At 68.9% G+C, this 13,550-nt stretch carries 12 protein-coding genes; 6 read left to right on the top strand and 6 right to left on the bottom strand.

The features are described 5' to 3' along the window. Nucleotides 1-28: 28 nt before the first annotated feature. Together Y590_RS11655 and Y590_RS11650 are read left to right on the top strand one after the other, a co-directional pair. Nucleotides 29-1,162, top strand: coding sequence for a TRAP transporter substrate-binding protein (locus Y590_RS11655; RefSeq protein ID WP_201026785.1), 1,134 nt, complete (start codon nt 29-31; stop codon nt 1,160-1,162). 515 nt (nt 1,163-1,677) lie between these two features. Next, a complete protein-coding gene (locus Y590_RS11650) occupies nt 1,678-3,081 on the top strand; it encodes a deoxyribodipyrimidine photo-lyase (RefSeq protein WP_060769979.1) in 1,404 nt (467 codons plus the stop codon). Nucleotides 3,082-3,117: 36 nt separating this feature from the next. Here Y590_RS11650 and Y590_RS11645 read toward each other — a convergent pair whose 3' ends face one another. Continuing rightward, nucleotides 3,118-3,723: a GyrI-like domain-containing protein gene (locus Y590_RS11645; RefSeq protein ID WP_060769978.1), complete on the bottom strand. Its 606-nt coding sequence runs from the start codon at nt 3,721-3,723 to the stop codon at nt 3,118-3,120. A gap of 9 nt (nt 3,724-3,732) precedes the next feature. Between Y590_RS11645 and Y590_RS11640 the strand changes: the two genes are divergently transcribed. Next, on the top strand, nt 3,733-4,068 hold the full coding sequence (locus Y590_RS11640; protein WP_060769977.1) for a hypothetical protein: 336 nt from the start codon (nt 3,733-3,735) through the stop codon (nt 4,066-4,068). Nucleotides 4,069-4,107: 39 nt separating this feature from the next. On the opposite strand, the gene mtgA is transcribed toward Y590_RS11640, so the two are convergent. Then, complete coding sequence (gene mtgA / locus Y590_RS11635; RefSeq protein WP_060769976.1) at nt 4,108-4,893, bottom strand: monofunctional biosynthetic peptidoglycan transglycosylase; 786 nt, start codon at nt 4,891-4,893, stop codon at nt 4,108-4,110. Between the two features lie 36 nt (nt 4,894-4,929). Here mtgA and Y590_RS11630 point away from each other — a divergent pair, with 36 nt between their 5' ends. Continuing rightward, the gene (locus Y590_RS11630) at nt 4,930-5,892 is read left to right on the top strand and encodes a polyprenyl synthetase family protein (RefSeq protein ID WP_060769975.1); all 963 of its coding nucleotides are present in this window, start codon (nt 4,930-4,932) and stop codon (nt 5,890-5,892) included. A gap of 4 nt (nt 5,893-5,896) precedes the next feature. Here Y590_RS11630 and Y590_RS11625 read toward each other — a convergent pair whose 3' ends face one another. The 3 genes from Y590_RS11625 to Y590_RS11615 form a co-directional block, all read right to left on the bottom strand. Then, entirely contained in the window at nt 5,897-6,325 is a 429-nt protein-coding gene (locus Y590_RS11625; RefSeq protein ID WP_060772265.1) for a thiol-disulfide oxidoreductase DCC family protein, read from the bottom strand. Nucleotides 6,326-6,345: 20 nt separating this feature from the next. Then, nucleotides 6,346-8,034 carry a thiamine pyrophosphate-binding protein gene (locus tag Y590_RS11620; RefSeq protein WP_060769974.1) on the bottom strand — a complete coding sequence of 563 codons (1,689 nt, stop codon included), beginning with the start codon at nt 8,032-8,034 and terminating at the stop codon, nt 6,346-6,348. 261 nt (nt 8,035-8,295) lie between these two features. After that, nucleotides 8,296-9,822: a hypothetical protein gene (locus Y590_RS11615; protein WP_060769973.1), complete on the bottom strand. Its 1,527-nt coding sequence runs from the start codon at nt 9,820-9,822 to the stop codon at nt 8,296-8,298. Between the two features lie 246 nt (nt 9,823-10,068). Here Y590_RS11615 and Y590_RS11610 point away from each other — a divergent pair, with 246 nt between their 5' ends. Beyond that, a complete protein-coding gene (locus Y590_RS11610) occupies nt 10,069-10,386 on the top strand; it encodes a hypothetical protein (protein ID WP_060769972.1) in 318 nt (105 codons plus the stop codon). Between the two features lie 107 nt (nt 10,387-10,493). Beyond that, nucleotides 10,494-11,603, top strand: coding sequence for a 3-isopropylmalate dehydrogenase (gene leuB / locus Y590_RS11605; protein ID WP_060772264.1), 1,110 nt, complete (start codon nt 10,494-10,496; stop codon nt 11,601-11,603). Between the two features lie 371 nt (nt 11,604-11,974). Here the strand turns inward: leuB and zwf are convergent, their stop codons facing one another. Further along, the gene (zwf, locus tag Y590_RS11600; RefSeq protein WP_060769971.1) at nt 11,975-13,483 is read right to left on the bottom strand and encodes a glucose-6-phosphate dehydrogenase; all 1,509 of its coding nucleotides are present in this window, start codon (nt 13,481-13,483) and stop codon (nt 11,975-11,977) included. Nucleotides 13,484-13,550 lie beyond the last annotated feature (67 nt).

Here is a 13,550-nt window from a genome sequence, read left to right as displayed (position 1 = left end):
CGAGCGATCGGGACGAGCCGGGAGATCCATGGAAAAGCCCCTGCCGAAGTCCGTGCCAAAGTCCGTCCAGCGCCGCGCCCTGTTGACCGCCGGCCTCGGCGCCGGATTGAGCGCCGCCGGATCGCTGGCGAGCCCGGCCCAGGCTCAGCAGCCGACGCCGGAGCTGCGCTGGCGCCTCACCTCGGGCTATGCGCGCAACCTCGACATCCTGTTCGGTGCCTGCGAGAGCCTCGCCAAAGCAGTGGCCGAGGCGACCGACGGGCGCTTCCAGATCCAGGTCTCGGCCGCGGGCGAGTCGGTCCCCGCCGAGGGGCTGCTCGACGCGGTCGGAAGCGGCAAGACCGAGATGGGCCACGCCCCGGCCAGCTTCGGCATGGCGAAGAACGCCGCCTTTGCCCTCGCCACCGCGATGCCGTTCGGGCTCAATGCCCGCGGCCAGAACGCGTGGTGGCTCCAGGGCGGCGCGGCGGAGCTGTTCGCCGAGATCTTCGCCAAGAACGGATTGGTGGCGCTGCCCGGCGGCAATACCGGGGCGCAGATGGGCGGCTGGTTCCGCAAGGAGATCAAGACGGTCGGCGACCTCCAGGGGCTCAAGCTGCGCATCGGCGGGCTCGGCGCCACGGTGCTGGCCAAGCTCGGGGCGGCCGTGCAGGCGACGCCGGGGCCGGAGATCTACGCCGCGCTGGAGAGCAAGGCGCTCGATGCGGCCGAATGGATCGGCCCGCACGACGACGAGAAGCTCGGTCTCCAGAGGATCGCGCCGATCTACCACTATCCCGGCTTCTGGGAGGGTGGCGCCCTCCTGCACTTCTGGATCAACGCCGACGCCTGGAAGGGCCTGCCCAAATCCTACCGCGCCATCCTGCAGGCGGCGGCCGCGCAGGTGAATGCCGACGTCCAGGCTCGCTACGACGCGCGCAACCCGCAGGCCCTGCGCCGGCTCGTCTCGGGCGGCGCGCAGCTCCGCCCCTTCCCGCAGGATGTGATGGAGGCAGCCTTGAAGGCGTCGAACGAGGTCTACGCCGACCTCTCGGCCAAGAACCCGGACTTCAAGCGGATCTACGACGCAATGAAGTCCTTCCGGAACGAGGAATACCTCTGGTTCCAAGTGGCCGAGTACACCTACGACAACTTCATGATCCGTGCCCGCGCCCGCGGATGATCGGACCTGAACTTAAGACAAAAAAAAGCCGCCCGTGAGGGCGGCCCGAAGTCTAGGGAGGAAACGCCCAAGGAGGGCAGCGGGAGGCAGACGCCGTCTGCGTTCCCGCAATGCACAAAATGATCTTCGCCCTGGATTTTGCAAGTCGCTTGGTCGGCAATGATCACGTTTGCGCGTGTGGAGGCACACGTCGGTCGATGTCTGTCACTCAAATGCCGCAGACGGGTTCGAGCCCGGGACGCAATGGATCGCGGCCATCTATGCAGTAGATTGAGTCGCGCCCATTGTTTTCGTACACGACAGATCCCTGAACGGGTTGGCGATTTCTGATCCGCAGCCAGCGACGAAGGGCACGTCGGGCCGCGCCCGATGCAACGTTTTTGACGCTGATGCATTCCCCGCCCCGACGGGACGTCGGACCCGCGAAACGGAAGGCGAGGCCCGAATCGCCGCGACCGGCCGCCTCGGCGGAGACGGACCGAACCGAAGCAGCCGAGACGGGGCATTTTCGAGCGATGGCGATCCAACCGGCCCGCATCCGGGTGCTGAACGACGTGAAGCCATCCGAGGGCGCCGATTACGTCCTGTACCTGATGCAGCAGGCCATGCGCGTCCCGTTCAATCCGGCGTTGGAACTCGCGATCGAGGAGGCCAACCGCCTCGAACTCCCGCTCCTCGTCTGCTTCGGCCTGCTCGACGGTGCCAACGGCTTCCCCGAGGCCAATGCCCGGCACTACGCCTTCCTGCTGCAGGGGCTCGCCGACGCGGCCGCCGCCCTGGAAAAGCGCGGCATCGCCTTTCTCGTGCGCCGGGCGACGCCCGCGGAGGTCGCCGTCGACCTCTCGGACAAAGCCGCGCTGCTGGTGCTCGACCGCGGCTACCTCGCGATCCAGAAACGTTGGTACGATGAAATCGGACGCGCGGCGCAATGCCGGATCGTCCAAGTCGAGGGCGATGTAGTGGTGCCGGTCGAGACCGCCTCGACCAAGCACGAATACGCCGCGCGCACCCTGCGCCCGAAGCTCCGGAAGCTCTGGGACGATTATCTCGAACCCGTGAGACCGCGCACGGTCGATCACCCGTCCGAAGGGCTGATCGAGCGGCTGAAGCTGAAGGCTGGGCTCGACGTCTCGGATTCGAAAAAACTTCTCGCGAAGCTGACCCTCGACACCACGGTCGGCCCGGTGAAGCGCTTCCGCGGCGGCTACACCGAGGCCGCCGGGCATCTCAAGCGCTTCGTAAAGGACGCGTTCGCCGGCTACGGCGCCGGCCGCAACAAACCGGAGGCGGGGGCGGCCTCCCACATGAGCCCCTACCTGCATTTCGGGCACATCTCGCCGGTCGAGATCGCACTGGCGATCCGCGCCGCCAAGGACGGCGACCCCGACGACCGCTCGGCCTATCTCGAGGAGCTGATCGTCCGGCGCGAACTGGCGATGAACCACGTCTTCCACACGCAGGGCTACGACGACTACGCCCGCGCCGTGCCCGACTGGGCCCGCAAGACGCTGGCCGAGCATGCCGGCGACGAGCGCCCGAAACTCTATTCCGATGAGGATCTGGCGGAGGGGATGACCCACGACCATTACTGGAACGTCGCCATGCGCGAGATGCGCGAGACCGGTTACATGCACAACCAGCTCCGCATGTACTGGGGCAAGAAGATCCTCGAATGGTCGCCCTCGCCGGAGGAGGCGTTCGCCCGGACGCTGCGACTCAACAACCGCTACTTCCTCGACGGGCGCGACGCGAACTCCTTCACCAACGTCGCCTGGATCTTCGGGCTGCACGACCGCCCGTGGCAGACCCGGAAGATTTTCGGGAGTGTGCGCTACCAGAGCGAGAACTCGCTCAGGAAGTTCGACACGAAGGGCTACGAGCGGGCGGTGACGCGGCTGTGCGAGGAAGAGAAGGATTGAGGCGAAATCCGACGACGTGCGTCGGCTCCGAGGCTTCTACCGGATGGGCTGGCGCAGGATCGTCTTTAGTTTGGCGGGCTCCGTCTTGCGGGGATCGCTGAGATAGATCTCGTGATGCGGGCCGTTGAAGGTCACGCCCCGGCTCGGCATGACCTCGTCGTGCAGGTGCTTCAGCGTCGGACCTTCGTCGTCGTATCGCCCGATGTGCAGGATCTGGAGCGCGCGGCCTTCCAGGTAGGGCTCGAATCGCAAGGAGCCCGGCGATGTGCCGCGCTTGCGCTCTGTCCGCATCACCGCGCTCTCGAACATCGCATGCGTGACGAAGTCCGGTGCCGCGATCATGACGGTCCAACACCACCGGTCCTTCTCACGCCGGACGAAGCTGGAAGGATCGTCCGACCACCAGAGGGCTTCCAACGGCGGCACCACGTAATCGCATCCGAGCGCCTTGGCGGCGAACTTCATGGCGTAGCTCACGCCGTAGAGCGACGTGACGGCCGTCCGGTAGGCGCTTGCGGTGTTGGGATCTCCCTCGCCATCGACCTTGACGAAGCTCAACGGCGGCACCGAGACTTCCGAGAAAGCGCTCGTCGATGCGCGATACAGTTCCTTGTAGCGCACTTTCAGATCAAATTTGCTCATGAGCAACCGATGACCATCTTCGATCAAATATTTCGCCTCAGTCCCTCAATCCGCTACGTCTCGATCTATGCCGACGCGACGGTGCAGATGAGGCAACGAGGGGATTTGCCCAATGCGTCCTCGCCCGAGTCCGACAAGTACGAGGAGCTGTTCATCAATCCCGTGCTGCTGAAATTGGCGAAGCAGCGCGGCATTGTCGATTGCGGCGGCGCACGCTACGTCATTGTCGGCTACGGTCATTTTCATCAACTCGTCATCGACCGACCGAACGGCCACGTCTCGGTCTGCTTTGATCTCGGCGAAAATCCCATTGTTTACGTCGATCGGATCCTTTCGCTCCTCTGACTTTCGAGCCCCCTTGGCGGCGGGCCGCGCAGCATCCGCCTACCGCTTCAAACATCCCATCAGCCCATCCACCTGACCCATCCGGCTCTGGATGCGCCCGGCGATCGCCCGCACCCCGCGGGTCGGCTTGCCGGCGCTGCGCAGGATCGGGTTCGGCAGCACGGCGGCAAGCAGGGCGGCCTCGCCCCGGGTCAGGTCGCGTGCGCTCTTGCGGAACCAGTGGCGGGCGGCGGCCTCGGCCCCGAAGATGCCCTCGCCCCACTCGGCGACGTTGAGATAGATCTCCATGGTCCGGCGCTTGCCCCAGACCGCGTCGGCCATCACAGCGAGCGGGATTTCGAGCCCCTTGCGGATGTAGGAGCGGCCCGGCCAGAGGAAGACGTTCTTGACCGTCTGCATGGTGATGGTCGAGGCGCCGCGGCTCGGGCCCTCCTCGTCGTCCACCACGTCGCGCAGGGCGCCCCAATCGACGCCGTTATGCAGGCAGAAGCGCTGGTCCTCGGAGGCCATCACCGCCTGGACCAGGGCCGGTGCGATCGCCTCCAGCTTGACGCTGTCCCGCTGCGCGCCCTGGAGCGTCAACCAACGACCCAGCATCAGGGTTGAGGGCGGGGTCGCCACGCTATAGACGAGCGCGAGCGTGAGCGTGAAGGCAAGAATGGCAATGGGAGCGAGCGTGATCAGGGTGGCGGCGCGCCGCAGCCCGGTTCGACGCCTCGGGGCGGGATTCCGCGGCACGGGGGTCCTCGCGATGGGCTTCGACGAAGGAATCCTCCGCAGGTCGCGCCCGTGCCGTTCTGCCTCGCTCTCCTCCGGCACCGCCACGTCGCGTCCGCCCCTCCCCGATCCAGGCCCCTTCCGATGACCTCAACGCAGGCTTCCCACCCCTCGGTCAAGGCGGACGCCTATACGGGTGACTTTACCCACAGGCTCGCTGAGGTCGCCGACACCGTCGAGACCTTCCTCGTCGATCTGCTCGGGCCGACGCTGCAGGCCGGCGAGATCGCCCGCCCGCCCCGGCTGATGGAGGCGATGCGCCACGCCGTGCTCGGCGGCGGCAAGCGGCTGCGGCCTTTCCTCGCCATCGAGACCGCGCGGATGCTCGGCGGGGCCGAGGATGCCGCGCTCGCGGCCGGCGCCGGCGTCGAACTCGTCCACTGCTACAGCCTCGTTCACGACGACCTGCCGGCCATGGACGACGACGACCTGCGCCGCGGCAAGCCCACCGTCCACAAGGCCTATGACGAGGCCACCGCGATCCTCGTCGGCGACGCGCTCCAGACGCTGGCCTTCGAGGTGACCGCCGATCCGCGCTGGCAGCCCGATCCGGCGATCCGGGCCGAACTCGTGCTCGGCCTCGCCCGCGCCTCCGGGCTCGGCGGCATGGTCGGCGGCCAGCTCCTCGACCTCTCGGCCGAGGGGCGCTTCGGCCCGGCCACCATGGATATTGACGACACCCTGCGGATGCAGGCGATGAAGACCGGCGCGATCCTGGCCTTCTCGGTCGAGGCCGGCGCTCTCGTCGGCGGCGCGAATGCGGACGAGCGGGCGGCACTGCTGCGCTACGGCAAGGCGCTCGGCCAAGCCTTCCAGGTCGCCGACGACATTCTGGACCGCGAGGCCTCGCCGGAAGCGATGGGCAAGGCCACCGGCAAGGACAAGGAGGCCGGCAAGGCGACGCTGGTCGACCGCCTCGGCCTCGACGGCGCGCGGGCCGAGTGCGACCGGCTGGTGGCTTTGTGCGAGGAGGCGCTCGCCCCCTGGGGCGAGCGGGCGCAGGTGCTCAATGACGCGGCCCGGTTCACCGTGGCGCGCAAGGCCTGATTCCTTACTCTGGTCGCGGCGGGTCCGCCGGCCGCACGCCGTGGAAGCGGTGCCGCTGGTCCGGCGGCACCCGGGCGCAATCCTCGCGACGGCCGAACACGCGGTAGCGGGTGCGCGCGACGAGGCCGTAGAGGCGGTCACGCCACGGCTTCGGAACGATTGCGAGGACCCGGAACCAGCGCCACGGCGCCTTGAGATGCCGCGCCACGGCGAGCGCGGCATCCGAGCGCGTCAGAGACCGGCCATCCTCGACCAGCAGGAAGGTGCCGTTGAGATCCGCGGCCGTGAAGCCGTGGCGGGCGGCGAGGTCGAGCCCCTCGCCGGACCACGCGCCCATGAAATGCAGGCTGTGGTCGCGCTCATGCGCCAGCACGAAGCGCAGCATCCCGGCGCAGAGGACGCAATCCGTGTCGAAGACGAGGATCGGCGGCATCGGCCGGGGTGCCGAGGCCGTCACGCCGCGCTGACGACCACTTCGACGAGGTTCGGCCGACCCGAACGGATGCCCGCCTCGACCGCCCCGGCGATGTCCCCGGCCCGCTCGATCCGCAGCGACGGCACGCCCATCGACGTGGCGAGCGCCAGGAAGTCGATGCGCGGCTCGGTGAGGTCCATGGCGATGAAGCGGTTCGCACGCACCGAGGCGTAGTGCGTCTGCGATTTCATGAACTGCTTCAGGATGTTGTACTCGGCGTTGTTGATCACCACGAAGGTCACCGGCAGCCCCTCGTGCGCGGCGGTCCAGAGCGCCTGGGGCGAGTACATCGCCGCACCGTCCCCGACGATGCAGACCACCGGCGCCCGGTCGAGCCCGAGGGAGTAGCCGACCGAAGCCGGCATGCCCCAGCCCAGCACGCCGCCGCGGATCGAGGAATATTGCCGCGTCCACGTGCTGTGCAGGATCGTGCGCAGATGCCCGAGGGTCGCGGGCGCCTCATCGACGATGGCGACGTCGGAGCCGACGGCGCGGGCGATCTCCCAGGCGGCGACGAGGGGATGGATCACCGGATCGGCGAAGGCCGCCTCCGCCTTGGCCGCCAGGGCGGCACGCCGGGCGTCGTAGGCTGCCACCGCCACCTCGCGCCGACGCGCATAGGCCTCCGCCCGCGGCGCCACCCGCGCCTCCAGCAGCGGCAGCAGCACGTCGAGGGAGGCTCCGACATTGCCGACCGTCGACAGATGCGTCGCGTAGGTGCGTCCGAGATCGCGCGCATCGGCCGAGAGCTGAAACACCTCGGTACCGGGCGGCACCGCCGACCCTTCCGTGTAGAGCACGGTGATCAGGGACTTGCCGCCGAGCGCGAACACGGCATCGTACTGTCCGAGGATCTCGGCGATGCCGCTCGCTTTGGTCGGCAGGTTGCCCATCCAGAGCGGGTGGGCTGTCGGGAACGGGATGTGGGCCGGCCAGGAGGCGCCATAGACCGGCGCCGCCAGCATGTCGGCGAGCCGCACCGCCTGCTCCGAAGCATCGCTCGCATCGACCTCGTCGCCGGCGATCAGGGCCAGCCGCCCCGGAGCGAACGCGGCCAGCCGGTCCGCGAGCCGGTCGAGGGAACCGGCCACGGCGCGGTGGTCGATGGTCGAGATCTCGCCGAGCGGCGCGTCGGTCATCGCCTCCATCACGTCCATCGGCAGGGACAGGAAGACCGGACCGGACGGGGCGGCCATGCAGTCGTTGAAGGCGCGGCGCAGAAGGATCGAGAGCTGGTTGGCGTGGGTGACCTCCCGCGCCCATTTCACGGTCGGGGCGGCGATCGTCGTCAGGTCGCCGAACAGCAGCGGATCGGTGATGACGTGCCGCGAATCCTGCTGGCCCGCCGTCACCACCAGCGGCGTGCCGGAGATCTGGGCGTTGAGCAGGTTGCCCATGCCGTGGCCGAGGCCGCCCGCCGTGTGCAGGTTGAGGAATCCGGGCCGACGCGCAGCCTGGGCATAGCCGTCGGCCATGGCGACCGCGCTCGCCTCCTGCAGCGCCAGCACGTAGGCGATGTCGGGCGCGTCCGTCAGCGCATCGATCAGCGGCAGCTCGGTCGTGCCGGGATTGCCGAAGACGTACCGCACCCCCTCGCTGCGCAGCACCTCCACCAGCACGTCGGCGCCGCGCCGCTCGGCCAGGGAGTCGAGTGTCGTGACCGTCATGGTCTTCTCCTAACGCGCCTTCTGGCTCCTAGAGCATCGTCCCGGATAAAGGATCCCGGAAGATGCTCTAGGCTCTTGTTTTCGCATCATCTTTTTTCCGAAAGCCGGCAACCACCTTTCGGGACGATGCCCTAGACCCAACGCGCAATGCCCACGCCGGGACGATGCCCGGCCCGCAGCGGAGCGCGAGGCTCACAGGATCGACGGCGGGACGGGGGACATCCATCCCTCTGTCGAACGACCGGCCGGAATCGTTACGGGTCAGGGGGCGGCGCGCGGCCGCACCGTCCAGGTCGCCCAGTAGACCGGCCGCCCGTAGAGCGAGGAGGCGTCGCTGCCGTCGATCCGCGGTGCCCGGCGGTCGAGCCAGGTCAGGAAGCCGCCCTTGTCGGGGTAGATCGTCGGCGCGTCGAGGTTGCCGTAGCGGTCGGTCATCCAGCTAAAGCCGTCACGGGTGAACCGCCCCAGCGCGTCGCCGCCGGAGCGCAGGCCGAGATAGGCGGTGGAGTGGCCGGCCGCGACGGGCTCGGCATAGAGCGTCAGGGCGGTGAGGCTGCCGGGCGAAAGGTCGGCGGTGTAGTGCAGGCAGATGTCGGCGACGGGTCCACCCGAGACGGTGACCGGCCGCGAGCAGGAATAGGCCACGGCCCAACGGTCCATGCCCCGCGCCTTGGCGACGCGCATCTCGGTCTCGGCCGGCAGGCTCTCGATCAGCGTCACGGGCGCCGACCACGTGCGCTCCGCCAGCGGGTCGCGGCTCGTGCGCAGGTAGAGCGCCATGCGCCGCCGGTTCCGCGGCGCATCGCAATCGGCGGGCAGCACGTCGGTGTAGAAGTAGTGGTAGACGCGATCGACCACGCTGATCGACCCGGTCAGGCCGCGCGCTTCGAAATCCGGCGCGGCGCAGTTGCCCACGATCGGCCTGCCGGTGTCGTCGAGGACCGGAGCGGGCTTCATCGCCGCCGGCCGGGCGCGCCCGCGCCGACGCCCCTGACCTTCGGCAGCGGGCGCCCCGAACGGCCGCCATTCGGTGCCGGGATCGGCCTCGACGCGCAGATCGAGGCTCTGGAAGTCGTAGGTGCGCGCCTGGACCAGCACCCGGCGACGGCCCTCCCCGGACGGCTCCGTCGCGGTGGCGAGGATGGCGTAGTACGGGTCACCCGCCCAATCGCGCCCCGCGACCATCATCGCGTTGCCGGACGGATCGTCCTCCGGCGTGGAGGCCTGGGCGCGGAAGCTCATCTTGTCCGCCGGCTTGTCCCCATGCCTCGCCTCGCGCGCCGCCCGGCGGGCCTCCCGCCGCGCCTGACGGGTCGCCCGGCTGCGGCGGCGCGGCTGTTCGGCCCGCGCCGAACCGGCGCCCTTGAGGCCTTCGCTCCAGAAGCGCGGATCGGTCGGCGGCAGCATCGTCGCCAGCGTCTCGATCTGCCGGCCGATGCGCACGGCGCCGCCCGCCGCAGGATCGGTGGCCCGCAGGTCGGTCGGGCAGGCCTCCTCGCCGCGGCGACCACTCGGTCGACTCCCCTGGCGCGGCGGCTCGGCCCGGTAGATCACCTGAAGCGGGCCCGGCGGCCCGGTATCCTTGAGCCGCAGAATCTGCACGTCGTGGACGAAATGGCAGAGCGGCGGGACGGCGTAGACGCCCTCGGCCTCGTCGGGCGAGCGGCAGATTTCCAACGCGCCGCCCCCAGTGAGATAGCAGGCACTGGCGCCGCCGCGCGGCGCACCGGCCTGGGACGGTCCCGTCAACGCCGCGAGCACGACGAGCGGCACAGCGATGATCCGCATCCCGCGTCGAGCGGGCCCGGCCTCGGGCGAGAGGGGGCCGCGTCCGGCGGCGATGGGGTCGGGAAGGCGCGGATTGTGCACGGCGCAACCTTAGCCCTTCCGGCCCACGCTCGGAAAGCACTCCCGGCAACCCTTCCCATCACGATCAGGTCGTTTTCGGCACGCGAGAACCGAACATGGTGAAAGGATTGGCTCACCAAGACGGATTATCGTGGGCCTCCGTTCGATAATGAGGGCATTCCATCGATGAGCAGCGGTCTCTCGGCACCGGCCGGTCTGTCGGAGGTCTCCCGCCTCGCGACGTTGCTGGCCGATCAGGCGCTCGACGCGCAGATCATGAGCCGTCCCATTCCCGACGATCAGGTCCAGGCCCTGCTGGACGCCGCCGTGCTCCTCGACGAGTACGGCCAGGAGATCCCGCCCCTGCTCGGGCAGATCGTGCACGAGATCGGCTCGTCCGCGCCCGAGCGCGCCGTCCGCCCCGCCAAGCGCCCGGAGGAGGATGAGGTCGGGCGCATGGCCTGGATGCTGCGCCCGTTCCGCTCGGGCAAGCGCGCGGGATAGGCGGAGGTTCGGTAGCCCACGGAGCGAGCGACGGACTTGCGGGGGCCGGGCCGCGCCGATAGAGCGCGGGCAACGTGGCGCGTGCCATCAGCCCGGATTTCAGCCCCATGACCACCTACAAGCTTCTGCTCCTGCCCGGCGACGGCATCGGCCCCGAGGTGATGGCCGAGGTCGAGAAGGTGGTGGGCTGGCTCAAGCGCGCGGGCCTCGCCGATTTCGAGACCGAGCGCGACCTCGTCGGCGGCGCGGCCATCGACGTCCACGGCAAGCCGCTCGCCGACGAGACGCTCGCCCGCGCCGACGCGGCCGACGCGATTCTTCTCGGTGCGGTCGGCGGGCCGAAATGGAACGGCGTGACCTACGACATCCGCCCCGAGGCGGGGCTGCTGCGCCTGCGCAAGGATCTCGGCCTGTTCGCCAACCTGCGCCCGGCGATCTGCTACCCGGCGCTCGCCGACGCCTCCGCCCTCAAGCGCGAGCTGGTCGAGGGCCTCGACATCATGATCGTGCGCGAGCTCACGGGCGGTGTCTATTTCGGCGAGCCGAAGGAGATCACCACGCTCGAGGACGGCTCGAAGCGGGCGGTCGACACGCAGGTCTACACCACCGCCGAGATCGAGCGGATCGCGCATGTGGCCTTCGACCTCGCCCGCAAGCGCTCCGGCCGGGTCGCCTCGGCCGAGAAGAACAACGTGATGAAGACCGGCGTCCTGTGGAAGGAGGTCGTCACGCGGGTTCATGCCGAGCATTACAGCGAGGTCGAGCTGGAGCACGTGCTCGCCGACAACTGCGCCATGCAGCTCGTGCGGCGCCCCAAACAGTTCGACGTGCTCGTGACCGACAACCTGTTCGGCGACGTGCTCTCGGATGTCGCGGCGATGCTGACCGGCTCGCTCGGCATGCTGCCCTCCGCCTCGCTGGGTGCCACCGACGCGCGCGGCACCCGCAAGGCGCTCTACGAGCCGGTCCACGGCTCGGCCCCCGACATCGCCGGCAAGGGTTTTGCGAACCCCATCGCGATGATCGGCTCGCTCGCCATGTGCCTGCGCTACTCCTTCGGCCTCGGCGACGCCGCCGACCTCGTGGAGGGCGCGATCACCCGGGCGCTGGCCGCCGGCGCCCGCACCCGCGACATCGTCGGCGAGGGCCAGACCCCGATCAGCACCGCCGAGATGGGTGACGCGATCCTGCGCGAGCTGGAAGCGCAGGCCGGCTGACATAGCGACTTCCAACCGATCGCAGTCGTGTCCCCCCTTTCCCGCACGCGGGGAGAGGCCGTCCTTCACCTTGTCGTACAGGACGGATAGCCGAGGCGCAGCCGAAGCGGCGGTGAGGGGACGGCTCAGGATAGGCCTCCTCCGGACGCGCGCCCTCCCCCTCGGCGACCGCCTCGCTTCATGCCCCGGCGTGGGGGCATGAAGCCCTCTCCCCGCAAGCGGGGCGAGGGGTTGATCAGCGAGAGCCGTATCCGACCTGATTGCATCAGGCCGGCGTCTCTAGCTCATTGTTGTGACGCGCATTCTTTCGACGAACCGGTGGCCACTTCGTCGGAATGCGCTCCAAGGCCGCGATGATCCGGAAACCGCGGTCACTTCTCCCCCAACGGCAGCCACCCGCGCCCGTCGCGCGCGAGCAGATCATCCGCCTCCTTCGGGCCGGGACTACCCGCCGGATAGAAACAGACCGGCGCGTCCTTCCATGCTTTGAGCAGCGGATCGACGGCGGCCCAGCTCGCTTCGATGGTGTCGGCGCGCTGAAACAGGGTCGGGTCGCCCATCATGCAATCGTAGATCAGGCTTTCGTAGCCGACGGCGGGTGCCGGGTCGAAGAAGTCGCTGTAGCGGAAACCCGTGTCGATCGCGGCGAGATGCATCTGCGGTCCCGGTCGCTTCACGTTCAGGCGCGTGGCCGAACTGGGCTCCGGGTCGATGCGCAGGCGCATGACGTTCGGGGCGAGGTCGCCCCCATCCGCCCCACGGAACAGCGTGAGCGGCGTCGGCTTGAAATGGACCGCGATCTCGGTGCGCCGCTCGGCCAAGCACTTGCCGGTGCGCAGAAAGAACGGCACGCCAGACCAGCGCTCGTTCTCGATCTCAAGCTTGAGGGCGACGTAGGTTTCGGTGCGTGAATCCTTCGCCACGTCCGGCTCGTCGCGGTAGGCCGGGGCGTCCAGCCCGTTCTCGCGTCCCGCCGCGTACTGGCCGCGCACGGCCCTCTCCGGCGTGACCGGGCGGATCGCCTCGACCAGCTTCGTCTTCTCGTCGCGCACGATTTCGGCGTCGAAAGCACTCGGCGGCTCCATCGCCACCATGGTGAGAAGCTGGAACAGATGGTTGGGCACCATGTCCCGCAGCGCGCCGGTCGGCTCGTAGAAGCGGCCGCGCTCCTCGACGCCGATGGTCTCGGCGGCGGTGATCTCGACATGGTCGACATATTCGCGCCGCCAGATCGGCTCCAGCATCGCGTTGGCGAAGCGGATCGCCAGGATGCTCTGGACCGTCTCCTTCCCGAGAAAATGATCGATCCGGTAGAACTGGCTCTCGTCGCCCTGCGCCAGGATGGTTTCGTTGAGCGCCTTGGCGGAAGCGAGGTCGGAGCCGAACGGCTTCTCGATGACCACGCGGCGGAACGCGTCGTCCGTCTGCTCCAGCAGGCCGGCCTTGCCGAGGCCCTCGACCACGGGGCCGAAGAAGCGGGCGGAGACCGCGAGGTAGAACACGACGTTGCCGGTGAGGCGTCCGGCCAGATCCTTGAAGGTCGCCTCGTCGGAGAAGTCACCCTGCATCACGTGCAGGCGCGCGCGGATGAAGCCCCAGGGGCGCGGGTCGATCCGCTCGGCGTGGAACTCGGCGGACGGGTCCTCGGTGAAGGACTCCATGGTCTGGGTGAGGTCGTCGCGCCAGCCGTCGTCGGTCAGGGGGTTGTGATCGACGCCGAGCACGGAAAAACCGTCATCGAGCAGCCCACCGCCCGCAAGATTGTAGAGGGCGGGCATCAAGAGGCGCTTCGTGAGGTCGCCGCCGGCACCGAAGATCACGAGGGTGCAGGCCGGTGTCTTCGGCGTGTCGGGCGTATCGTGAACGCAGGCGTCGGGCATGGGCCATCCGGGGCTTTCGGCCGGCGAGGGACCGACCGCTGGAATCCCGGTTTCAACAGAGGCTGGC

Source organism: Methylobacterium sp. AMS5 (assembly GCF_001542815.1).
Classification (GTDB): Bacteria; Pseudomonadota; Alphaproteobacteria; order Rhizobiales; family Beijerinckiaceae; genus Methylobacterium.
Note: the sequence above shows the minus strand (reverse complement) of the source record. Positions and strands in the feature narration are given on the sequence as shown.